Origin of the sequence: Streptomyces sp. NPDC029674 (genome assembly GCF_044903205.1) — a bacterium.
Lineage (GTDB): Bacteria > Actinomycetota > Actinomycetes > Streptomycetales > Streptomycetaceae > Streptomyces.
Genome location: NZ_JBJDPY010000013.1, coordinates 19,523 through 41,709 on the forward strand (window position 1 = coordinate 19,523; position 22,187 = coordinate 41,709).

Below are 22,187 nucleotides of genomic sequence, written 5' to 3' on the forward strand. Positions count from 1 at the left end.
GGACCCCGCACGGTTCGGAGCGAGGACTGTGAGGTGGGACGCGTGCAACTGACCCCGCACGAGCAGGAGAGACTGCTCATTCATGTGGCCGCGGATGTGGCCGAGAAGCGAAGGGCACGGGGACTGCTGCTCAACCACCCCGAGGCGATCGCCCTCATCACCTCCCACATCCTCGAGGGCGCCCGCGACGGCCGTACCGTCGCCGAACTCATGTCGTCGGGGCGGAAGGTCCTCACCCGGGACGACGTGATGGACGGCATCCCGGAAATGATCCACGACGTCCAGGTCGAGGCCACCTTCCCGGACGGCACGAAGCTCGTCACCGTCCACGAGCCGATCGTCTGACGGGAGTCCGCGTCTCATGCATGCCGCACCGCACGGCACCGCGCACGGCCTGGTCCCCGGAGAGATCCTCTTCGCGGACGAGCCCGTCGCCTTCAACGAGAACCGCGAGGTCACCCGCCTCACCGTCCTCAACGCCGCCGACCGCCCCGTCCAGGTCGGCTCCCACTACCACTTCGCCGAGGCCAACCCGGGTCTGGACTTCGACCGCGGCGCCGCGCACGGAAAGCGGCTCAACATCGCCGCGGGAACCGCCGTGCGCTTCGAGCCCGGAATCCCCGTCGACGTCGAACTCGTCCCGCTGGCCGGCAAGCGCGTGGTGCCCGGCCTGCGCGGCGAGACCGGAGGTGCCCTCGATGCCTGAGCTGTCCCGTGCCGCGTACGCGGACCTCTTCGGCCCCACGACCGGCGACCGCATCCGGCTCGCCGACACCGACCTGCTCATCGAGATCGAGGAGGACCGCTCGGGCGGCCCCGGACGCTCCGGCGACGAGTCGGTGTTCGGCGGCGGCAAGGTCATCCGCGAGTCGATGGGCCAGTCCCGCACCACCCGAGCCGAAGGCGCCCCCGACACAGTCATCACGGGTGCGGTCATCATCGACCACTGGGGCATCGTCAAGGCCGACATAGGCATCCGCGACGGCCGCGTCACCGGCATCGGCAAGTCCGGCAACCCGGACACGATGGACGGCGTCCACCCCGACCTCGTCATCGGCCCCGAGACCGAGGTCATCGCCGGCAACGGCAAGATCCTCACCGCGGGCGGCATCGACACCCACATCCACTTCATCTCGCCGACCATCGTCGACGAGGCGCTCGCCTCCGGCGTCACCACGCTCTTCGGCGGCGGCACCGGACCCGCCGAGGGCAGCAAGGCGACCACCATCACGCCCGGTGCCTGGCACCTGTCCCGGATGTTCGCGGCCATGGAGTCCAGCCCCGTCAACATCGGCTTCCTCGGCAAGGGCAACACCGTCAACGCCGAGTCCATGCACGCCCAGCTCCGCGCCGGCGCCGTCAGCTTCAAGATCCACGAGGACTGGGGCGCCACACCCGCCGCCATCGACGCCTGCCTGAACGTGTGCGAGGAGACCGGCGCCCAACTCGCCGTCCACACCGACACGCTGAACGAGGCGGGCTTCATCGACGCCACCTTCGACGCCGTCGCGGGCCGCACCCTGCACGCCTTCCACGTCGAGGGCGCGGGCGGCGGCCACGCCCCCGACATGATCACGGCGGTCTCGCTGCCCAACATGCTGCCGAGCTCGACCAACCCGACCCGGCCGCACACCGTCAACACCGTCGAGGAACACCTCGACATGCTGATGGTCTGCCACCACCTCAACCCGGCCGTCCCTGAGGACCTCGCCTTCGCCGAGTCCCGCATCAGGCCCACCACGATCGGCGCGGAGGACATCCTCCACGACCTCGGCGCCATCTCGATCATGTCCTCGGACTCCCAGGCCATGGGGCGCGTCGGCGAGGTCATCATGCGCACCTGGCAGACCGCGCACGTCATGAAGCGGCGCCGCGGCTTCCTGCCGGGGGACACCCGCGCCGACAACCACCGCGCGCGTCGCTATGTCGCCAAGTACACGATCAACGCGGCCGTCGCCCAGGGCATCGACCACGAGCTCGGCTCGGTCGAGCCCGGCAAACTCGCCGACCTGGTGCTGTGGGAACCGGCGTTCTTCGGCGTCAAGCCGCAGCTCGTCCTCAAGGGCGGACAGATCGCGTACGCGCAGATGGGCGACGCCAACGCCTCCATCCCCACCCCGCAGCCGGTTCTGCCCCGCCGCATGTACGGGGCGCACGGCAGGGCCCCGGCGCTCAACTCGGTCAACTTCGTGACCCAGTCGGCGCTGGACGACGGCCTTCCGGAGCGCCTCGGCCTGGACAAGCCGTTCGCCGCGATCCGCTCCACGCGCGGCCGCAGCAAGGCCGACATGCGCGAGAACGACGCGCTGCCCCGGGTGGAGGTCGCCGCCGACAGCTTCGCCGTCACCATCGACGGCGAACTCGTCGAACCGTCACCCGCCGCCGAACTCCCGCTCGCACAGCGGTACTTCCTCTTCTGACGGCCCGACGACACCAGGCGACCCCACCCATGTCCAGAGCAGCACTTCTCGTCCTGGCCGACGGCCGCTTCCCCGCCGGCGGACACGCCCACTCCGGCGGCGCCGAGGCGGCCGTCAAGGCGGGCCGCATCACCGGCGCCGCGAGCCTGGAGGCCTTCTGCCGGGGACGGCTGCACACCTCCGGGCTCGTGTCGGCCGCGCTGGCGGCGGCCGCCGCCCTCGGCGTCGACCCCGGCGCCCTGGACGCGGCCGTGGATGCCCGCACGCCGTCACCCGCCCTGCGCACCGCGGCCCGGCGCCTCGGCCGACAGATGATGCGGGCCGCCCGTGCCACCTGGCCGCACCCCGAACTCGACGCGCTCGCCCGGCAGTTCCCCAAGGGAGCCCACCAGCCCGTCGTCCTCGGACTCGCCGCCCGCGCCGCCGGACTCGGCCCCGAAGACGCGGCCTACTGCTCGGCGTACGAAGGGATCAGCGGCCCGGCGACCGCCACCGTGCGGCTGCTCAGCCTCGACCCCTTCGACGCCACGGCGGTCCTGGCCCGGCTCGCGCCCGACGTCGACCAGGTGGCACTCCAGGCCGCCGACGCGGCGAGACGCGCGGTCGACGAGGGCGTCGACGCGCTGCCCGCGGCCTCCGCGCCGCTCCTGGAGATCGGCGCGGAGGCACACGCGGCCTGGCCGGTACGCCTCTTCGCGTCGTAGCACCCTCCCACTCACTGCCCCTGCCCGCCCCCGGCGGCCCACCCCCCCCGACCCATGGAGCTGTCATGCTGCACCTCGACCACTCCCACGACGGCCCCTCCGCCGTCTCCGCCGACGCCCACCGCCCCGACGGGCGCCGCCGCGCGCTGCGCATCGGGCTCGGCGGCCCGGTCGGCTCCGGGAAGACCGCGACCGTCGCCGCGCTCTGCAGCGAACTGCGCGACGAGCTCTCCCTCGCCGTCGTCACCAACGACATCTACACCCGCGAGGACGCCGAGTTCCTGCTCCGCGAGGCCGTCCTGCCGCCCGAGCGCATCACCGCCGTGGAGACCGGCGCCTGCCCGCACACCGCGATCCGTGACGACATCTCGGCCAACCTGGAGGCCGTCGAGGACCTGGAGGACGAGGTCGGCCCGCTCGACCTGATCCTCGTCGAGTCCGGCGGCGACAACCTCACGGCCACCTTCTCCAAGGGGCTCGTCGACGCGCAGATCTTCGTCATCGACGTCGCGGGCGGCGACGACATCCCGCGCAAGGGCGGCCCCGGCGTCACCACGGCCGACCTGCTCGTCGTCAACAAGACCGACCTCGCCCCGCACGTCGGCTCCGACCTCGCCCGGATGGCCGCCGACGCGAAGGCGCAGCGCGCCGAACTCCCCGTCGTCTTCCAGTCGTTGAGGTCGGGGGAGGGCGTCGGGCCGGTCGCCGCATGGGTGCGCGAGCAGTACGCGACGTGGACCGCGTCGGCGTGACGGTGTACCTGGCCCCTCGGGGCGTCACGGAAACGAGCCGGCCGCGGTCGGCTGCGACCGGCGTCGAGGCGGGCGGCGCGGGAATCCGCGCTACCGCCCGCGTCGAGGCGCGTGCCGACGGCCGCGGCGGCACGTCACTCCCCGTCCTCGACGGCGAGGGGCCGCTCGCACTGCGCCGCACCCGCTCCACCGGCCACGCGGCGCGCGTCACGCTCGTCGGCGCGATGAGCGGCCCCTTGGGCGGCGACCACCTCACCGTCGAGGCCACCGCCCACCAGGGATCGGCCCTGCACATCGCCTCGGCGGCGGCCACTCTCGCGCTGCCGGGCCAGACCCGGGCGTCGGCCCGCTACGACGTGCGCCTCACCGTCGCCGACGGCGCCGAACTGCACTGGCTGCCCGAGCAGTTGATCTCCGTGCGCGACAGTGACCTGCGCGTCACCACGCGCGCCGAACTGGCCGCCGACGCCCGGCTGGTGCTGCGCGAGGAGCAGGTCCTCGGCCGCACGGGCGAAGCCCCCGGCCGCCTCACGAGCCGCCTCACCGTGCGCCGTGCCGGCCGGCTTTTGCTGGACCAGGAACTGTCCTGCGGCCCCGGAGCCCCCGGCGGCTGGGACGGCCCAGCGGTCCTGTCCGGCCACCGGGCGACAGGCCAACTCGTCCTCGTACGCCCGGAGTTCACCCACACCAAGCCACCGGCCACCCTCTTGGGGGAGTGGTCCGCACTCACCCCGCTCGCGGGCCCCGGCATCCTGGTCACCACGGTCGCCCCGAACGCCCTCCTGGTGCGCCGGGAACTGGACGAGGCGCTGCGCCGCCTGAACTGAACCGCTCGCCCGGCCGGGCCCCGGCAGCAGAAAACGCGGTGGTGAGGAGGGCTGAACCCGTCCTCACCACCGCGTTGTCCGCGGGTGCCGAGCGCCTGCGTCAGCGACGGTTGCCGGGCTCGTGGCCGATGCCCTCGTGGCCGTAGCCCGCGGCCTCGGACCAGACGATGCCGAGCGGGCCGCCGACGCTGTCGTACTTGGCGGCGAACCCCTTGTGGTTGTAGCCCACCTCGTGGTGCGGGGCGTAGCGGTGGTGGTCGTCGTCGGCGGCGGCCGCGCCTGCCCCGACGGCCAGGGCGGACACGGTGAGAGCGGCGGCGAGGATGGTCGAGCGAACGCGCATGAGTATATTCCTCCTGGAATATGCAGGTACTGTCGCTATGTCACCTGCCGCGGCGGCGGGGCCGGGTAACGGACAGCGCCCGCTCTCCACCCGAACGGGCCTCCGAGGTGCTACCGCACGGCCCACTTGATGGGCTCCTTGTAGTACCCCTGCGAGTACGTGACCGCCTTCAGCGTGGCGTCGGCAGGAATGAGGTACGGCTCGCACACGGTGCGCGTCTCGCCCTTCTTCCAGATGTCGTCGCCGCCGAGGCTCTTCGTGCCGTCGTTGCCGACGCAGTCGGAGGGACGGCTGGAGAGGTCGCCGATGAGGATGAACTTCGTCGCGGGCCGGCCCGCGGAGGTCTCGCCGCTCACGTCGCTCATCACCATCGGCTGCTTGACCGCGGAACCGCCGACGTGCTCGGCCTTCACGTAGATCCAGGCGACCTTCAGGTCCTTGTACTTCTTCTCGTCCTTCAGCTCGTCGAGGTCCGCCGGCTTGCCGAGGGTGACCTTCGTCGGCGTGAGCGAGAACTTGCCGGTCTTCTTGTACTTGGTTATCTCCTGCACCGGCCCGGCCTGCCCCAGCTTGAGGTCCTTCGGCGCCTCGCTCGCCCCCGACGACCCGCCGGACCCACCGGACCTGCCCTTCTTGCCGGACCCACCGCCGCACGCGGCAAGGGATACGGCGGTGAGGGCGGCAAGGGCCGCGAGGCCCATGCGGCGCCGGTACGGAGTGGTGCGCTGAGTGCTCATGTGTTTCCTGATCCTGTGTTCATGACATGTGACAGGAACGGAAGCGTACTGGTGCCCCAGGAGCCTCTCCGCTGCCGGGCCCGGCCGGGCGGGTGGGTCAGCGCAGGCCGGCGAAGAGGTCGTTCTCGGGTACGGCCGCGCCGGTGGTGTCCTTGACGCGGACGAAGGTCTCCATGCCCATCAACTCGCCGAACCTCTCCTTGCCCATCTTGAGGAAGAAGATGTTCTCGCCCTGACTGGCATGCGCGGCCAGTGAGTCGAACTTCTGGTCGCTGAACGCGGTGGTGTCCACCCACGTGGTGATCTCGTCGTCGGGAAGACCGATCTCCGCAAGTGCGGCGGCCTCGGCGGGATCCGGCTCCGGCATGTCCTCGTGGAACTCACGCATGATCTCGCCGAACCGCTGCATTCCGGAGCGGGGCATCGTCGTCCAGTACACCTTCGGCGTCAGCGAGGTCATCTCCAGCGCCGCCATCGTGATGCGGTGGGCCTGGATGTGGTCGGGGTGGCCGTAGAAGCCGTTCTCGTCGTAGGTGACGACGACATCGGGCCGGTAGTGACGCATGAGTTCGGCGAGTCGGGCGGCGCCTTCCTCCACGGGGGTCCGCCAGAAGGACCCGGGGGCGTCGTTGCTCGGCCAGCCCATCATTCCGGAGTCGGCGTAGTCCAGCATCTCCAGATCGCTGATCTTCAGGACGTCGCAGCTCGCCTTGAGTTCGTGACGGCGCATCAGGGCGACGGCCGCCGGATCGTGCCCGGGATCGCCCGGCTTCACACCCCCCGGTCCGTCGCCGCAACCGCCGTCGGTACAGGTCACCAGAACCGTGCGCATGCCCTCCGCCGCGTACCGCGCGAGGACTCCTCCGGTTCCGGTGGCCTCGTCGTCGGGGTGGGCGTGTACTGCCATGAGCGTCAAAGGCCGGTCAGTCATGAATCAGTCCTCCTGTAAGAAGCGCGTCTCGTCCGATCGCGCGGTGGGCACATCGCCGTGCGGCACGGGCCCCTGGCGGTGCAACAGCGCCGACCGGGCAGGCTGTTCCCGGCACGGCCGCCCCGCCCGGCGTCCGGCAGACCGTACGCCCGCGACCGGGCCGCCCAACTCCCGTCTGCGAGACTGCCAATGTGAGCGCAAGCGGGAGCACGGCGGCCGGAAAAGTCCTCGAGGTCCTCTCGGCCTTCGATCGCGAGCATCCGTCGCAGACCCTGTCGGAGATCGCTCAGCGCACGGGGCTGGCCCTGAGCACCACGCACCGGGTGGTCGCGGAGCTGGCACGGTGGGGAGCGCTGGAGCGCGCGGAGGACGGGGCGTGGCATGTCGGGCTGCGGCTCTGGGAGATCGCCTCGGGGTGTCCCCGTACGCAGATCCTGCGGGACGTGGCCCTGCCGTTCATGCAGGACCTCTACGAGGCGACCCACGAGAACATCCAGCTCGCGGTGCGCGAGGGCACCGAGCTGGTGTTCGTCGAGCGGATCGCCGGGCACCGGTCGGTGGAGCTGCTGACGATGGTCGGGTCCCGGTTCCCCGTCGGCTCCACCGGGATGGGGCGCGTGCTGTTGGCGCACGCGCCGCGGGCCATCCAGGAGGAGGTCCTCGACTCGCCGCTGAAGGCGTGGACCCCGCACACGGTCACGGACCCGAAGGCGCTGCGCGGGCAGTTGGACCGTATCCGCCGCGAACAGGTCTTCGTGAGCGACCGGCAGCTGTCGGAGACCACGGCCGCGGTGACCGCGCCCGTGCGGATAGGGCGGACCGGTCCTGTCAGCGCCGCTCTGGGCATCGTCATCGCGGCGCGCGGCGCGAGCCGTGCGCAGGGGCTGCGTGAACCGCTCCTGAGGGCCGCGCGGGGAATCTCCGACGAGCTCGGCCGGCGTACGCGCACGACGGCCTGACGATCGAGGCGGCTTCCGCCTGACGGAAACGCCGGCGACCGGCCGCCGTCCCGACTGCCAACGTTCGGGGTGTTCCCCTCACTCGCAGCCGTTCAGGAGATGCCATGGCCGACGCCGCCGTCGACACTGTTGCCTCGGTTCCCGTCGCCGTCATCGGTGCCGGCCCAGCCGGCCTGATGCTGGCCCACCTGCTCGGGCGCGCGGGCGTCGAGACGGTCGTCGTCGACACGCGCACCCGGCACGAGATCGAGACGACCCAGCGGGCCGGAATCCTGGAGGCCGACGCGGCGCGGGACCTGGTCGAGACCGGCGTCTCCGACCGGGTCCTGCGCGAGGGCCACGAACACGAGGGCGTCGAGCTCCGCTTCGGTGGCCGGCCGCACCGCATCGACTTCAAGGAGCTGGTGGGCGCGTCGGTGTGGCTCTATCCGCAGACCGACGTGTTCATCGACCTGGCCGACGCACGGGACCGCGACGGCGGCACGGTGCGTTTCGGCGTCAAGGACACCGAGGTCCTCGACGTCACGACGGCCGCTCCCCGGGTCCGCTACACCGCGCCCGACGGATCGCGGCACGAGATCCGGGCGCGGTACGTGGTCGGCGCGGACGGCTCGCGCGGCATGTGCCGCGATCTGGTGCCCGATGACCGGCGGTCGCGCTACGGCAAGGACTACCCCTTCGCGTGGTTCGGCATCCTGGCCGAGGCCCCGATGAGCGCGCCCGAGCTGGTCTACGCCCACTCCGAGGACGGCTTCGCGCTGATCAGCCGGCGCACCGACACCGTGCAGCGGATGTACTTCCAGTGCGACCCCGAGGAGTCCGTCGACGCCTGGCCGGACGACCGCATCTGGGAGACGCTCCAGAGCCGGGTGGCCGGCCAGGACGGTTTCCGGCTCGCGGAGGGGCCGGTCCTGGAGAAGACGGTGCTGCGGTTCCGCTCGTTCGTGCAGGAGCCGATGCACTGGGGCTCCCTGACCCTGGCGGGCGACGCCGCGCACACGGTGCCGCCGACCGGCGCCCGCGGCCTCAACCTCGCGCTGCACGACGTGAAGGTGCTCGCCGAGGTCCTGCTGCGGGCGCTCGGCACCGCGGGCGCGGCCGCGCTGGACGACTACCAGCCTCGCGCCCTGCAACGGGTGTGGCGGGCGCAGAACTTCTCGTACTGGATGACCCAGCTGCTGCACACCCCTCCCGGCGGCACGCCCTTCGACCTGCGGCGCCGGCTCGGAGAGCTCGACAACGTGGTGGGCACGCGCGCCGGACGCACCTATCTCGCCGAGCAGTACACCGGCTGGCCCGCGAACTCTCAGGCGTAGTGCCGGTAGACGGCCTGGGCGACGCAGGCGGGCTTGTCGTCGCCGTCGACCTCGACGGTGAACGTCACCGGCATCTGCACCCCGTCGCCCTTGACCTCCTCGACCGTACCCACGACACCGTGGAGGCGGATCTTCGCGCCGACCGGGACGGGGCTGGGGAAACGGACCTTGTCCAGGCCGTAGTTGACGCTCATCTTGGTGCCGGTGATGGCGAGCAGCTCTCCGAAGAGCGGGATGATGAGGGAGAGGGTGAGATAGCCGTGGGCGATGGGCCGGCCGAAGGGGCCGTCCTTGGCCCTCTCCGGGTCGGTGTGGATCCACTGGTGGTCGTCGGTGGCGTCGGCGAACGTGTTCACCCGGTCCTGGGTGATCTCGCGCCATGCGGTGCGGCCGAGGTCGGCGCCGCTGAGCGCCTTGAGTCCGTCGAGGCCGTTGGCGGTCATGGGCATGGTGAATCCCTTCGATGGCACTGGAACTGGCATTGCTTACGAGGAGGGGCGCTGATCGGTTCCGTACGTGTCGCGCACGACAGGCTTGATGATCTTCCCGGAGGCCGTACGGGGCAGCGCTTCCGTCACGACGAGGGACTTGGGGATCTTGTACTTGGCGAGCCGGCCGTGCAGATGGCCGAGGATGTCGTCCTCGCCGGGGCGGGCGTCGGGGCGGGTGTCGGCCCGGAGGACGACGACGGCCCTGCCGACCTCGCCCCAGACCGGGTCGGGCACGCCGATGACCGCGCATTCGGCGACGGCGGGGTGGGTGAGGAGGGCGTCCTCGACCTCGGCCGGGTAGACGTTCTCGCCACCCGAGACGAACATGTCCTTGACCCGGTCGACGATGTAGGCGTACCCGTCGGCGTCGGTACGGGCGACGTCGCCGGTGCGCAGCCAGTCGCCGTCGGCGAAGGCGGCCTCGGTGTCCGCGGGCCTGCCCCAGTAGCCGGCCATGACGTTGGGGCCGTGGACGAGGATCTCGCCGGGCTCCCCGGGGCCCGCATCGCTGCCGTCGGGCAGGACGACCCGTGTGTCGGTGAAGAAGTGCGGCACGCCCGCCGAGCCGGCTCTGGCCGAGGTCTGCTCCCTGTCCAGGTAGAGCACCCCGGGGGAGGCCTCGGTCATGCCGTAGCCCTGGCTGAAGGCCAGGCCGCGGGCGAGGTAGGCGGCGATGGTACGGGCGGGCACGGGCGCGCCGCCGCAGGTGAGGGTGCGCAGGCTGGACAGGTCGGCGGTCTCCCAGCGGGGCCGGGCGGCGATGGCGTCGTACATCGTGGGGACGCCGAACATGTACGTCACCCGCCGGCTCTCGATGGCCTCCAGGACGCGCTCCGCGTCGAAGGCGCCGTGGAGGATCACCCGGCCGCCCTTGAGGAGGGTGGGCAGGCAGGTCATGTTGAGCCCGGCGGTGTGGAACAGCGGCGCCACGACGAGGGTGACCTCGTCGCCGGCGAGGTCGGTGTCGACAAGGACGTTGACGCTGTTCCAGGTGATGTTGCCGTGGGTGAGGACAGCGCCCTTCGGGCGGCCCGTGGTCCCCGAGGTGTACATGATCATGCATGGGTCCGCCGGCTCCACGGCCTCGTCCAGCGGCCCGGCCCCCGCCCCGGTGTCGGCGAGGAACTCCTCGTAGCCAAGGGCCCCGTCGGCGTCAGGTCCGGTGAGCGCGATCCGCTGCCGTACTCCGGCCTCATCGGCCGCGGTACGGGCCGCCTCGGCCTGCTCGGGCGCGTGGACGAGGACGGTGCTGCCGGAGTCGGCCAGGTTGTACGCCAACTCGCCGGCGGTGAGCCGGGTGTTGAGCGGCACGAAGACGGCGCCCAGTGCTCCGGCGGCGAACAGCGTCTCCAGGAAGGCGGGGTGGTTGGGGCCGAGGTACGCCACACGGTCACCGCGTGCCGTGCCCGTGGCGCGCAGGGCGTGAGCGAGGCGCAGGACGCGCTGGTGCAGTTCGCCGTAGGTCCAGGCGCGTTCCTCGTGGACGACGGCGATCCGGCCGGGCGTCTTGCGGGCCCGGCGCGCCGGCCAGGAGCCGATTCCTTGGTTCAGCACGAACGGCTCCTTCAGTCCGTGAGAAGCCCCAGCAGGCGGGCGGCGTTCTCCTTGAGGATCTTCGGCCGGACCTCGGGCTTGATGTCGAGCTTCTCGAAGTCCGCCAGCCACCGGTCGGGTGTGATGACGGGGTAGTCGGAGCCGAAGAGCACCTTGTCCTTGAGCAGGGTGTTGGCGTAGCGCACGAGCTGCGGCGGAAAGTACTTCGGCGACCAGCCGGACAGGTCGATGTACACGTGCGGCTTGTGGGTGGCCACCGCCAGGGCCTCGTCCTGCCAGGGGAAGGACGGGTGGGCCAGGATGATCCGCAGCTGCGGGAAGTCCACGGCGACATCGTCGACCAGCATGGGATCGGAGTACTTCAGGCGGATGCCGCCGCCTCCGGGGACGCCGGCGCCGATCCCGGTCTGGCCGGTGTGGAACAGGGCGGGCACGCCGAGTTCCTCGATGGCCTCGTACAGCGGGTAGGCGAGCGGGTCGTTCGGGGAGAACGCCTGGATGCTCGGGTGGAACTTGAACCCGCGCACACCGTGTTCCGCCACCAGCCGCCGCGCCTCGCGCACGCCCGCGCGGCCCTTGTGGGGGTCGATGCTGGCGAAGGGGATGAGGACGTCGGGGTGGGCGGCGCAGCTCTCGGCGATCTCCTCGTTGGAGATCCGTGGGTGACCGGTGGCGTGTTCGGCGTCGACGGTGAACACCACGGCGGCCATCCGGCGTTCGCGGTAGTGGTCGGCCATCTCGTCGATGGTCGGCTGCCGGTGCCCGTGGGCTTTGAAGTACGCCTCGGAGGCGCCGAACAGCTCCGGGCTCAGGGCCCCGTGGCCGTCCTTGGAGATCTCGGCGTGCGTGTGTACGTCGATGGCGGTGAGCCGGTCGAGGTCGAGCGCGAGGTCTCCCATGTCAGGCCCCCGGAGCCGGAGCCGCTACCGGGGCTGAGGGGGCGGGGATGCCGTAGGTCTCGGGCTCGGCGCCGACGCCGCCCGGCCACTCGGCGGCTATCGCCTCGGCGCTCCAGCCGCCGTCGGCGAAGGCGACCGCTTTCTCCGTGGGGTGTGCCCACAGGGCCAGCCGGTCGCCGCCGATGCCGATGGCCTGTCCGGTCACCTCGGCGGACGCGTCCGAGGCCAGGAAGGTGATCAGGCCGGTGACGTCCTCGACGGTGCCGAGGCCCTCGTCCTTGCGCAGCCAGTCCGGCAGCGGCTTGCCGGTGCGCTCGGACTCCTCGATGACCGGGCCGAACGCCGGGATGGTCTTGGTCATCTCGGTGGCGGCGACGGGGACGACGGCGTTGACGGTGATGCCGGCGCGGCCCAGTTCCATGGCCCAGGTGCGGGCCATGGCGACGATTCCGGCCTTGGCGGCGGCGTAGTTGGTCTGGCCGAAGTTGCCGCGCTGGCCGGCCGGGGAGGAGATCAGGACGAGCCGGCCGCCGGTGCCCTGTTCGCGCATGCGGACGGCGGCGGCGCGGGCGCAGGTGAAGGTGCCGCGGAGGTGGACGTGGACGACGGCGTCGAAGTCGTCGTCGGTCATCTTCCACAGCACGCGGTCGCGGAGGATGCCGGCGTTGGTGACGAGCACGTCCAGCCGCCCGAACTCCTCGACCGCCGCGTCCACCAGCCGCTGGGCGGACGCGCCGTCCCCCACCGCCGCCACGACGCCGGCCGCCCTGCCTCCCTCGGACCGGATGGCGGTGACGGCGGCGTCGACCACGTCCTGGTCGACGTCGTTGACGACGACGGCCGCTCCGGCCGCGGCCAGGGCCCGGGCGTATCCCAGGCCGAGGCCACGGCCGCTGCCGGTGACGACGGCGACTTTCCCGTGCAGGTCCATGAAGGTGCCTCTCGTGAGCAGTGAGCGGAATGTGAGTGAGTGGAATGCCGACGCACCAGGGATCGACAGGAATCCTGATGAACGCCTGGGCGTCAGTCTGGGGATCAACAGGATTCCTGTCAATGCCCTAGGGTGAGGATGTGCCGCCGCACCCGCGCGGACCACCACCATGGGAGGACGAACGTGAGCACCTCGCTGCTCTACCTGGTCAAACGGACGGAGCTCGCGGTGCGCGCCCGCCTGGAGGAACTGCTCAAACCCGCCGGGATCACAGCGCTGCAGTACACCGCTCTCACGGTCCTGGAGCAGCACGACGGCATTTCCGCCGCGCAGCTCGCCCGGGACTCGTTCGTCACCGCCCAGACCATGGCCGACATGGTCCGCGCGCTGGAGAGCCGCGGCCTGATCCACCGTGAACCCAACCCGGCCAATCGCCGCGAGCGCCTGATCCTGCTCGCCGACGCGGGGCGCCGGCTGCTTGCGGAGTACGCCGGACCGGCCCGCGGCCTGGAGGAGCGCATGGTCGAAGACCTGAGCGCCGAAGAGGTCACCCAGTTCCGGGAGGCCTTGAGCCGCACCTGGCGGTCACTCACCTGAGGTCGTGATCGAGGCCGATGTGGCCGGCGTCCCGGTATGCCCTGCGGCCCGGGACGCCGGCCGCGTCATCCCTACCTGAGCGCGTACATGCGTATGGCCACGACGTCCTCACCTTCGGGACGGGCGAGGCCGACGAAGACCGTCTCCGCGAGCCAGCGGTGCGCGGGCGCGTCCGTCCGGAACACCGGCGATGTCCGGTAGTAGTGCCCGGCCTCCGTGACCTGCAGCTCCCCGTCGAACTGGTCCGGGCTGTCGGCCTTGGGGCGGTAGAAGCCGCGGTTGACGATGTCGATCACGGCGCCGTCGTCCGCGCGGAGCAGGTAGCGGGCCTCCAGCTCGCACACCTCTCCGCGCGTGCTGCTCCAGTCGCCTCCGCCGGGCAGGACCTCGCCGCGCAGACGGGGGCCGTCCACGCTGCCTCCGACGATGGGGGTGAACTCGGCGACCTCTCCGTCGCCGTGGCCGATGTGCAGCGTTTCGGACACCTGGGCTCGGATCTCGAAGACGAAGTCGAGAGCGGGAATGAAGGACATTCTGCGGTTCTCCGGTTCTCTGGGGATCGTCACGCCTTGCTCTTGACTGGTCAGCTCACCAGATGCGAGCGTGACATGCAACAGTGTTATATGACGTTCATTTACAACGGCTCGTCGGCATTGCCGCTGCACGACTCACCGGCATGGCCGCCCCCCATCGCGAGCGTCCCCCGCCCTCCCCCCCACTCCTCTCGGCAAGGAGCATCAGCCATGGCTGCGAAGAAATCGGTTCTGACGGTGCTCACGGGCGTGGGTCTGCTCGCCGTCACGGCCTGCACCAGCACGTCCGGCACAGGCGGCGACCGGCCCCGTCCGACGAGTCTGACCACCACCACACCCCCCGGCGCGGCCGAAGTGGACCGCGTGACCTGGGCACTTCCGTACGGAGAGCCGACGACGCTGGACCCGGCGAAGATCGGCGACTACTCGCCCCAGACGGTCGAGGCGAACCTCTGCGACACGCTGACCCGCATGAACGCGGACTTCTCCACCAGCCCCGGACTCGCCCGGAAGGTCGCCTGGGCCGACGAACGCACCCTGGTGCTCGATCTGCGCTCCGACGTCACGTTCTGGGACGGTTCCCCGATGACACCGGCCGACGTCATTTACAGCCTCGAACGGCAGAGGAACCCCAAGACGCAGGCGCTGTACGGGAATTACCTCGCCGCAGTGACCTCCATCAAGGCCACGGGTCCCCACCAGGTGACGCTGAAGACGAAGACGTACGACCAGACGCTCCCCAAGGCGCTCTCCACCTCGTTCGGCGCGGTCAGCCGGCAGTCGTACGCGGAGAAGGCGGGCCCCGCCTACGGCACCGCCAAGGGCGGCCTGATGTGTACGGGCCCGTTCAAGCTGGGCTCCTGGAAGTCCGGCAACAGCATCACCTTGGAGCGCAACACCCGTTACTGGGACGCCGAGTTGCGGCCGAAGGTGAAGGAGCTCGTCTTCCGTTTCATCACCAACAGCAACACGCTGACCAGCGCGCTCCTCTCCGGTGAGGTGGACGGTACCTACGAGCTGCCGCCCAGCAGCGCCACCGCGCTCGCCAAGGCGGACAGCGGCGCGATCCACCTCGGGCCCTCCACGCAGAACGTGATGCTGATCCCCGCGAACGGCGACTCTCCCGCCGCCGACCGCCGGCTTCTGGACGCCCTGTCGCACGTCGTCGACCGCGACGCGCTGATCAAGAACGTCTTCGGGGGCGACGCCACGACCCTGAAGTCATTGGTCCCTCCGCTGACTTGGCGCGGGGACAAAGCCGCCGCCCGGTTCGACGCCGCCTACGCGAAGCTGCCCGCCGTCGCGAAGCCGGACGTGGAGAAGGCGAAGAAGCTGGCCGCGCAGGCCGGACCGGTCACCCGCCCGCTGGTGGCCGCCATCCCCGCGGGCGACCAGCGCGGACTGCAGGCACTGACGTTCATCCAGGCCGCGGCCAAGAAGATCGACGTCGACATCAAGATCAAGCAGCTCCAGCCCACCGAGATGTCCTCCCTCTTCTACGACGCCTCCGTCCGCAAGGGCCTCGACCTGGTCCTCACGTTCGGCTACCTCACCATGCCCGACCCCGCGTCCTACGTCGCGGAGAGCGTCACCCCCCGCGGCCTCTTCAACTGGACCGAATACAACAACCCCGACGTGACCCGCCTGCTCGACAAGGCGCGCACGTCGTCCGACCCGGCGGCCTCGGCCAAGGCGTACACCGAGGCGCAGGCCCTCTTCACCCCCACCACCCCGGCCGTCTTCCTGGCCACCACGCACGAGCGGATGTTCATGAACGAGCGCGTCAGCGGCGCACCGACGTCGTTCGCCTATATGGGCATGCCGTGGGCCGCCCACCTCGGCGGCACGGACAAGTGACACCTCCGCCCTCACCACTGGAGACGACGATGACCGACACCACGGGCGACAAGCCGCTGTGGGACCACTCGGCCGCCGAACTGGCCGCCGGAATCCGCGACAAGTCCTTCTCGGCGACCGAGGTGGCCGAGGCGTTCCTCGCACGCGTCGAGGAGACCAACCCGGCGCTCAACGCACTGGTGGACATCCGGCCCGACGACGCGCTGGCCCAGGCCGCCGGCGCCGACGCCGCGGTCGCGGCCGGTGAGGACCTGCCCCCGCTGCACGGCGTGCCGGTCGCCACGAAGATCAACACCTCGCAGCGCGGATACGCCAGCTCGCACGGCGTCCCGGCCTGGGCGGGCGCCGTCGCCGAGGAGGACGCCGTCTGCGTCGCCGCGCTGCGCCGGGCCGGCGCGACCCTGATGGGGCGCAGCAACAGCCCGGCCTTCGCCGTCCGCTGGTTCACCGGGAACGACCTGCACGGCCGGACACTCAACCCCTGGCACCCGGACCACACGCCCGGCGGTTCCTCCGGGGGCGCGGCCGCCGCGGTCGCCGCCGGCATGGTCCCTGTCGCGCAGGGCAACGACATCGGCGGGTCCGTCCGCTTTCCCGCCTACTGCTGCGGCGCCGTCGGTCTGCGCCCCACCATGGGCCTGGTCTCCGGTGTGGAACCGCGCGGCACGGTGGAGTTCGACAGTCCGCTGTCGTTCCAGACGATGGCGGTCCACGGGCCGCTCGGCTGGACCGTGGACGACGTCCGGCTCGGTCTGCACGCCATGGTCACCCCTGACCTCACCGACCCCGTCGGGCTTCCGGTGCGCCCGCCCCTGGGCGAGCCCGGCCGGGTCAAGGTCGCGATCGTGCGGGACGCCGGAGTCACCAAGCCCCACCCCGCCGTGAACGCCGCCGTCGACGACGCGGCCCGCTGGCTCGGCGAGGCCGGCCACGACGTCGAGGAGGTCGAGCTGCCCCTCCTCGGCGAGGCTGCCCGGCTGTGGTCGCTCCTGCTCTACCAGGAGCTGAAGACGATGATGTCCGAGATCGAGCAGTTCGGTGACGACGCCGTCCGCGTCTCGCTCGCGTCGTCCTTCGCCGCCGCCGCGGAGACCTGGGGCGAACACCCCACCCTGACCGACTACATCCGGGGCTACGCCCGGCGCGGCACCCTCATCAGCCGCCTCCAGCAGTACCTGGGCCGGGACCGGCTCCTCCTGACCCCGGTCGCTGCCGAGCCGCCGTTCGAGCAGGACGCCGACCTCGCCGGCGACGCCAGGGTCAGCGAGCTGCTGGCAGCCCAGTGGCCGATGCAGGCGGTCCCGGTGCTCGGCTTCCCCGCCATCTCCGTCCCGACCGGGATCCGCGACGGACTGCCCTCCGGCGTCCAGTTGATCGGCGGGCGCTTCCAGGAGGACCTGCTGCTCCACGTCGCCACGGCGATCGAGGACCGCGCGCCACGCACCCGGCCGTCCCTGCCACGGGCGCAGACCGGCTGACGCCTGCGGTCACGTACGAGGCTCAAGCGCGGATGAGGGCGTCCACGACGGCCCTGGCGACGCGGCTCGCCCGCTCCGGTGTCCAGTAGGCCGGCTCTTCCATGGTGGAGACGTAGTAGCCGCGGGTCAGCAGGGAGAGGACGTCGGCCGCGAGGTCGGAGTCGGGCACTCCCGCGGCGGCGGACGCGTCGAGGAATTCCTGGCGCGATTCGCGCGGCTCGTCGCGGTCGACGCCGTTGGGGTCGGTGTGTGCCGACGAGAGCATCTCGACCCAGAGCGTGCGGAGCAGCAGGTCCTCGGGTTCCGTGCTGAGGTGCCACTCCACCGTGGCACGCAGCCGGTCGGTGCCGGTCAGGTCGCCCAGGTGGTCCTCCAGGTCGGTCCTCCACCGGGATTCCGCCGCGCGGACGGCGTTGGTGATCAGCGCCGTCCGCGTGGGCACGTAGTTGGTGACCATCGCCGTGGATCCGCCGAGTTCCTTCGCCACGGCGCGGATGGTGATGGCGCGCGCCCCGTCCCGGGCGGCGACCGCGAGGGTGGCCTCGGCGATTGCCTTGCGGCGCTGGACTTCATCGACGTCGATCGGCATGGCAGCAACCTAGCTCAGAGGGGGGTTGACGTTGAACACGCTTAAATGCAACGCTGTTATATCACGTTGTTTTCTGAAAATTAGCCTCCGTGGAGGGCCTCATGCGCCTTGCCGTCCAGCGCCTCCGCCCGGAACCCGTCCCCCCGCATGCGCGGCAGCACATGGTGCGCATGCGCGACGGAGTCCTGCTGGCCACCGATGTCTACGGCACGGACGTCGCACCGGCACCGGCACCGACCGTCCTGGCCCGCGTGCCCTACGACAAGAACAGCCGGTACGTCTTCTTCGACAAGATCGCGGAAAGGTTCACGGCACACGGCTACGTCGTGGTGGTCCAGGACGTCCGCGGCAAGTTCCGCTCGCAGGGCCGGACACTGGGCTGGACCGGCGAGGTGGACGACGGGTACGACACCATCGAATGGATCACCCACCAGCCGTGGTCCAACGGCATCGTGGGCATGTTCGGCGACTCGTACTACGGCTTCACCCAGTGGTCCGCGGTCTCCAGCCAGCACCCGGCCCTGCGCGCCATCGTCCCCCGGGTGACCTGCACCAACAACGGCCCGGGCATCGCCAGTTACGACGCCGGATCGGGCCCGCAGCCCCTGTGGCTGGAGGGGGCCACCTACCAGGCGCAGGTCTGGACGGACAACGACAGCTACGAGTACGACGTCGATCTCACCAGGCGGCCGCTCGTCGCGGCGTACGAGGAGGCGTTCACCGCGATCGGGAAGCGCTCGCCCGGCTTCGACCTCATCGTCGGCGGCATCCCCCTCGCCCCCTACAACGGCCCGCACCCCTACGACGCACGCCCCGTACCCGTCCTGCACTGCGTGGGCTGGTTCGACAACCTCGGCATCGCCCACATGCGCGACTACACCGAACTGGCCCGGCGCCCCGGATGGGCGGCCGTGCAGTACCTGATCGCCGACACGACGGACCACGAGAACTACTTCCTGGAGAGCGCCCCGGTCCCGCCGGACGACGACCACCTGGTCGACGACGCCGCCCTGGAACGCATGCTGGACACCTACACCGGTCCCGCCGTCGAATTCTTCGACGTCTTCCTCAAGGGCGTCGCCCGGCCCGAGTCGCTTCCGCGGGTGCGCTGGAAGCTCGGCCACGCCGGCTGGCGCACCGCCTCCATGTGGCCCCTGCCGGAGGCCACGACGGTCGAGCTGTACTTGGCGGAGCCCGACGCGGCGACCGGCACGGTCCCCGGCGGAACGCTCGCCCGGCACCCGGCCGCCGCGTCGGAATCGACGGTGTGGCGCTACGACCCCGACGATCTCGTGCCGTCCGTCGCGGCCGACACCTTCCTGCAACTGCGCGAGCACGCCGACGAGCGCCGCACCCTCGACCGTGACGACGTCCTCGTGTTCACCGGCCCCGCCTCCGACCGGCCGCTGGACCTCGCGGGACCCGTCCACGCGGTACTGCACGTGGAGAGCACGGCACCCACGTACGACATATTCGTCCGCCTCCTCGACCTCGCCCCGGACGGCACGGCGCGCCTCGTCGTGCGCGGCTGCGCCCAGGCCGACAGGCCCGGGGAGGTGGAGATCGCGCTGGGCCACACCGGCTACCGGGTGCGGCCCGGCCACTGCCTCGCGTTGATGATCGCCGGCAGCGACTTCCCGAACCACCTGCCCAACTCCGGTACCACAGAGAGCCCGTGGCTGACGACGTCTCCCAAGGCGAGCCTGCAAACGCTCCGGACCGGCTCCGCCCACCCCTCCCGCCTGTGCCTGACCGTCCTGCCCGAAAGCGGCGAATAGCCCCTGTGCCCTGGAGGGCCCATGCCCCCTCTGCGACATCTCCTCAGCGCCCGGCCGCCGATCGGCACGGCCGTGCGCTCCCCGGGCCAGGCCCGGTGCCGTGACGAAGGCGGTCCGAGATGAGCCTCCGGTTCGTCGCCACACGACTGAGCATGCTCGTCGTGACGGTGCTCGTCTCCAGCCTCGCCATCTACGGCGCCATGTTCCTCACGCCCGGGGACCCCGCCACGCTGCTCGTCGGCGGCAGCCGGAATCCCGACCCCGCCGCGCTCGCACAGATCCACCGCGAGTACCACCTGGACGACCCCTTCATCCAGGGCTACTGGCACTGGCTGAGCAACTTCCTCCAGGGCGACTTCGGCAAGTCACTCGTCTACCGCGACTCCGTCGCCGACCTCATCGGCGCCCGCGCCGGTGACACCCTTGCCCTCGTCGCCTACGCCGCCGTCCTCGTCCTCGCCGTCGGCACCGCCATCGGCACCCTCGCCGCTCTGCGCGGCGGCCGGACGGAGGCGCTCGTCACGGCCCTGACGGCGGGTGCGATGGCGGTGCCGACCTTCATCATGGCGGTTCTGCTCATCTGGCTCTTCGCCGTCCAGCTTCCCTGGTTCCCCGTGTACGGCTCCGGTGAGGGCTTCACCGGCACCCTGACGCATCTGACGCTGCCGGCCGTCGCGCTGGCGATGACGTGGATCGGGTACGTCGCACAGGTGACCAGGACCGCCGTGCGGGCGGAGGCGCGCTCGGAGCACGTGCAGACCGCCCGCAGCCGGGGCGTGCCCGAGTGGACGGTGATCAGGCGGCACGTGCTGCACAACGCCTCGGGCCCGGTCTTCGCGGTCTGCGGTGTCGGCATCGCGGGCCTCATCGCCACCGCGGCCGTCGCCGAGCAGGCATTCGGCACCGGAGGGCTCGGCGCCCTCATGATCGAGGCCGCGTCCAAGCAGGACATGGCCGTGGTCCAGGCCGTGTCGCTGATCTTCGTCGTCGTGTTCGTCGTCATCAACACCACCGTCGACCTGATCAGCGTCGCCCTCGACCCCCGGGCCACGCAGAAGGGGGCACGATGACCACCGCCCTGTTCGCCCGTACCGCGACCGAGCGGCGGGCCGGACGGCCACGCGACCACCTGACGCTCGGCGCGGGGTGCGTCGTCGCCCTCTTCGTCCTGCTGGCCGTACTCGGGCCGCTCCTCGCCCCCCACGACCCGAACGCCGTCGACCCCCTGAACGTCAACGCCGGGCCGTCCGCCACCCACCTCCTGGGCACCGACGACACCGGCCGCGACCTGCTCTCCCGGCTGATCGCCGGAGCGCGCGCCAGCCTCGCCGCCCCCGCCGTGATCATCGCCGTCTCCACCACGCTCGGCACTCTCCTCGCGCTGGCCGCGGCCTGGTTCGGAGGCCGGCTCGACCGGTTGGTGTCGAGCGTCCTCGACATCGTCTTCGGCTTTCCGGGGCTCATCATGGCCGTCCTCGTCGCCGCGGTCTTCGGCGCCGGCCTCACCGCGCCGATCGTCGCCCTCTCGATCGCCTACCTTCCCCTGCTCACCCGCGTCGTACGGTCCGCCGCGATCAAGGAACGCAACCTGCCGTACGTCTCGGCACTCCTGCTCCTCGGCGCCCCCACCGCCCGCATCTGGCTGCGCCACCTGCTGCCGAACCTGCTGCCGCTCGTCCTGGTCCAGGCCACCATCGGATTCGGCTACGCCCTCCTCGACGTGGCCGCGATCTCCTTCCTCGGACTGGGCAGCCAGCCCCCGGACCCCGAGTGGGGACTGATGGTGTCCAACGGCGCCCCCTCGATCCTCGCCGGGCAACCGCAACAAGCCCTGTACGCGGGCATCGCCATCCTGATCGTCGTCGTCGCGTGCAACCTGCTGGGGACGGGGCTGTCCCGACGCCTGCTCGGAGAAGACGCATGAGCTCATCACCCCTGCTCCAGATCGACGCGCTCACCATCGACCTGCCCCTCGACGGAGCACTGCGGACCGTCGTCCACCGCGCCGACGTGAGCATCCCCGAGGGAACGGCCGTCGCCCTGGTGGGGGAGTCCGGCTCCGGCAAGTCCCTGACCGCCCGCTCCGTCATCGGCCTGCTGCCCAAGGCCGCCCGGATCCACGGAGACGTGCTGTTCGCGGGGGAGTCCGTCCCGGCGATGAGCCCCGAACGCCTGCGCGCTTTCCGGGCGGCCGAGGTCGCCATGGTGTTCCAGGACCCCCGCGCCCACATCAACCCGGCCCGCAGCATCGGCGACTTCCTGATCGAAGGACTGACCACCGCACGGGGCGTCCCGGCCGCCGAGGCGACCGCGAAGGTGACGTCGATCCTGCGGGAGGTCGGCATCGCGGATGCCGACCGGCGCCTGCGCCAACGGCCCCACGAACTGTCGGGCGGTCTGCTGCAACGCGTCATGATCGCCGCCGCGCTGGCCGCCGAACCACGCCTGCTGCTCGCCGACGAGCCGACCACCGCGCTCGACGTCACCACGC

The 22,187-nt window shown here is 71.2% G+C and carries 23 protein-coding genes and 1 pseudogene; 15 read left to right on the forward strand and 9 right to left on the reverse strand.

What is annotated here, in order from left to right:
• The first annotated feature begins 42 nt into the window (after nucleotides 1-42).
• From ACI2L3_RS28130 to ACI2L3_RS28155, 6 genes are all read left to right on the forward strand, one after another.
• A complete protein-coding gene (locus tag ACI2L3_RS28130) occupies nucleotides 43-345 on the forward strand; it encodes an urease subunit gamma (RefSeq protein WP_404755180.1) in 303 nt (100 codons plus the stop codon).
• Nucleotides 346-394: 49 nt separating this feature from the next.
• Nucleotides 395-706, forward strand: coding sequence for an urease subunit beta (locus ACI2L3_RS28135; RefSeq protein ID WP_404755394.1), 312 nt, complete (start codon nucleotides 395-397; stop codon nucleotides 704-706).
• Nucleotides 699-2,420: an urease subunit alpha gene (locus ACI2L3_RS28140; protein WP_404755181.1), complete on the forward strand. Its 1,722-nt coding sequence runs from the start codon at nucleotides 699-701 to the stop codon at nucleotides 2,418-2,420. The genes ACI2L3_RS28135 and ACI2L3_RS28140 overlap by 8 nt, the downstream gene beginning before the upstream one ends.
• Nucleotides 2,421-2,449: 29 nt before the next feature.
• Entirely contained in the window at nucleotides 2,450-3,124 is a 675-nt protein-coding gene (locus tag ACI2L3_RS28145; protein ID WP_404755182.1) for an urease accessory protein UreF, read from the forward strand.
• Between the two features lie 68 nt (nucleotides 3,125-3,192).
• Nucleotides 3,193-3,876 carry an urease accessory protein UreG gene (gene ureG, locus ACI2L3_RS28150; RefSeq protein ID WP_404755395.1) on the forward strand — a complete coding sequence of 228 codons (684 nt, stop codon included), beginning with the start codon at nucleotides 3,193-3,195 and terminating at the stop codon, nucleotides 3,874-3,876.
• A complete protein-coding gene (locus ACI2L3_RS28155; RefSeq protein WP_404755183.1) occupies nucleotides 3,834-4,703 on the forward strand; it encodes an urease accessory protein UreD in 870 nt (289 codons plus the stop codon). Before ureG ends, ACI2L3_RS28155 begins: the two co-directional genes overlap by 43 nt.
• Before the next feature lie 100 nt (nucleotides 4,704-4,803).
• On the opposite strand, the gene ACI2L3_RS28160 is transcribed toward ACI2L3_RS28155, so the two are convergent.
• From ACI2L3_RS28160 to ACI2L3_RS28170, 3 genes are all read right to left on the reverse strand, one after another.
• Nucleotides 4,804-5,046: a hypothetical protein gene (locus ACI2L3_RS28160; RefSeq protein ID WP_404755184.1), complete on the reverse strand. Its 243-nt coding sequence runs from the start codon at nucleotides 5,044-5,046 to the stop codon at nucleotides 4,804-4,806.
• Nucleotides 5,047-5,156: 110 nt separating this feature from the next.
• Nucleotides 5,157-5,783: a hypothetical protein gene (locus tag ACI2L3_RS28165; RefSeq protein ID WP_404755185.1), complete on the reverse strand. Its 627-nt coding sequence runs from the start codon at nucleotides 5,781-5,783 to the stop codon at nucleotides 5,157-5,159.
• A 97-nt stretch (nucleotides 5,784-5,880) separates the two neighbouring features.
• Nucleotides 5,881-6,714: a PIG-L family deacetylase gene (locus tag ACI2L3_RS28170; RefSeq protein ID WP_404755186.1), complete on the reverse strand. Its 834-nt coding sequence runs from the start codon at nucleotides 6,712-6,714 to the stop codon at nucleotides 5,881-5,883.
• Nucleotides 6,715-6,905: 191 nt separating this feature from the next.
• On the opposite strand from ACI2L3_RS28170, the gene ACI2L3_RS28175 reads away from it, so the two are divergent.
• Both ACI2L3_RS28175 and ACI2L3_RS28180 read left to right on the forward strand, forming a co-directional pair.
• Nucleotides 6,906-7,673 carry an IclR family transcriptional regulator gene (locus ACI2L3_RS28175; protein WP_404755187.1) on the forward strand — a complete coding sequence of 256 codons (768 nt, stop codon included), beginning with the start codon at nucleotides 6,906-6,908 and terminating at the stop codon, nucleotides 7,671-7,673.
• Nucleotides 7,674-7,777: 104 nt separating this feature from the next.
• Nucleotides 7,778-8,989, forward strand: a complete 1,212-nt coding sequence (locus tag ACI2L3_RS28180; protein WP_404755188.1) for a 4-hydroxybenzoate 3-monooxygenase — start codon at nucleotides 7,778-7,780, stop codon at nucleotides 8,987-8,989.
• Here ACI2L3_RS28180 and ACI2L3_RS28185 read toward each other — a convergent pair.
• The 4 genes from ACI2L3_RS28185 to ACI2L3_RS28200 are packed head-to-tail and all read right to left on the reverse strand — an operon-like array spanning nucleotide 8,980 to nucleotide 12,864.
• Nucleotides 8,980-9,438 (reverse strand): MaoC family dehydratase, encoded by a 459-nt coding sequence (locus tag ACI2L3_RS28185; RefSeq protein WP_404755189.1) that lies wholly within the window; start codon nucleotides 9,436-9,438, stop codon nucleotides 8,980-8,982. The two genes, ACI2L3_RS28180 and ACI2L3_RS28185, sit on opposite strands and share 10 nt — an antisense overlap.
• Before the next feature lie 36 nt (nucleotides 9,439-9,474).
• Nucleotides 9,475-11,034: a long-chain fatty acid--CoA ligase gene (locus ACI2L3_RS28190; protein WP_404755190.1), complete on the reverse strand. Its 1,560-nt coding sequence runs from the start codon at nucleotides 11,032-11,034 to the stop codon at nucleotides 9,475-9,477.
• Between the two features lie 11 nt (nucleotides 11,035-11,045).
• Entirely contained in the window at nucleotides 11,046-11,933 is an 888-nt protein-coding gene (locus tag ACI2L3_RS28195) for an amidohydrolase family protein (RefSeq protein WP_404755191.1), read from the reverse strand.
• A 1-nt stretch (nucleotide 11,934) separates the two neighbouring features.
• Entirely contained in the window at nucleotides 11,935-12,864 is a 930-nt protein-coding gene (locus ACI2L3_RS28200) for an SDR family oxidoreductase (protein ID WP_404755192.1), read from the reverse strand.
• Between the two features lie 138 nt (nucleotides 12,865-13,002).
• Between ACI2L3_RS28200 and ACI2L3_RS28205 the strand changes: the two genes are divergently transcribed.
• Nucleotides 13,003-13,461: a MarR family winged helix-turn-helix transcriptional regulator gene (locus ACI2L3_RS28205; RefSeq protein WP_404755193.1), complete on the forward strand. Its 459-nt coding sequence runs from the start codon at nucleotides 13,003-13,005 to the stop codon at nucleotides 13,459-13,461.
• Between the two features lie 71 nt (nucleotides 13,462-13,532).
• Here ACI2L3_RS28205 and ACI2L3_RS28210 read toward each other — a convergent pair whose 3' ends face one another.
• Nucleotides 13,533-14,027 (reverse strand): DUF3237 domain-containing protein, encoded by a 495-nt coding sequence (locus ACI2L3_RS28210; RefSeq protein WP_404755194.1) that lies wholly within the window; start codon nucleotides 14,025-14,027, stop codon nucleotides 13,533-13,535.
• A gap of 177 nt (nucleotides 14,028-14,204) precedes the next feature.
• Here ACI2L3_RS28210 and ACI2L3_RS28215 point away from each other — a divergent pair, with 177 nt between their 5' ends.
• Entirely contained in the window at nucleotides 14,205-15,851 is a 1,647-nt protein-coding gene (locus tag ACI2L3_RS28215; RefSeq protein WP_404755195.1) for an ABC transporter substrate-binding protein, read from the forward strand.
• 29 nt (nucleotides 15,852-15,880) lie between these two features.
• On the forward strand, nucleotides 15,881-17,329 hold the full coding sequence (locus tag ACI2L3_RS28220; protein WP_404755196.1) for an amidase: 1,449 nt from the start codon (nucleotides 15,881-15,883) through the stop codon (nucleotides 17,327-17,329).
• A gap of 22 nt (nucleotides 17,330-17,351) precedes the next feature.
• Here the strand turns inward: ACI2L3_RS28220 and ACI2L3_RS28225 are convergent, their stop codons facing one another.
• The gene (locus ACI2L3_RS28225) at nucleotides 17,352-17,918 is read right to left on the reverse strand and encodes a TetR/AcrR family transcriptional regulator (protein ID WP_404755197.1); all 567 of its coding nucleotides are present in this window, start codon (nucleotides 17,916-17,918) and stop codon (nucleotides 17,352-17,354) included.
• A gap of 101 nt (nucleotides 17,919-18,019) precedes the next feature.
• On the opposite strand from ACI2L3_RS28225, the gene ACI2L3_RS28230 reads away from it, so the two are divergent.
• The 4 genes and pseudogenes from ACI2L3_RS28230 to ACI2L3_RS28245 all read left to right on the forward strand — a co-directional run.
• On the forward strand, nucleotides 18,020-19,696 hold the full coding sequence (locus ACI2L3_RS28230) for a CocE/NonD family hydrolase (protein WP_404755198.1): 1,677 nt from the start codon (nucleotides 18,020-18,022) through the stop codon (nucleotides 19,694-19,696).
• A 119-nt stretch (nucleotides 19,697-19,815) separates the two neighbouring features.
• Nucleotides 19,816-20,766: an ABC transporter permease gene (locus ACI2L3_RS28235; protein ID WP_404755199.1), complete on the forward strand. Its 951-nt coding sequence runs from the start codon at nucleotides 19,816-19,818 to the stop codon at nucleotides 20,764-20,766.
• On the forward strand, nucleotides 20,763-21,620 hold the full coding sequence (locus tag ACI2L3_RS28240) for an ABC transporter permease (RefSeq protein ID WP_404755200.1): 858 nt from the start codon (nucleotides 20,763-20,765) through the stop codon (nucleotides 21,618-21,620). Before ACI2L3_RS28235 ends, ACI2L3_RS28240 begins: the two co-directional genes overlap by 4 nt.
• Nucleotides 21,617-22,177, forward strand: a pseudogene (locus ACI2L3_RS28245) (ATP-binding cassette domain-containing protein); the annotation flags it as partial. The gene ACI2L3_RS28240 and the pseudogene ACI2L3_RS28245, both read left to right, overlap by 4 nt.
• Nucleotides 22,178-22,187: the final 10 nt, after the last annotated feature.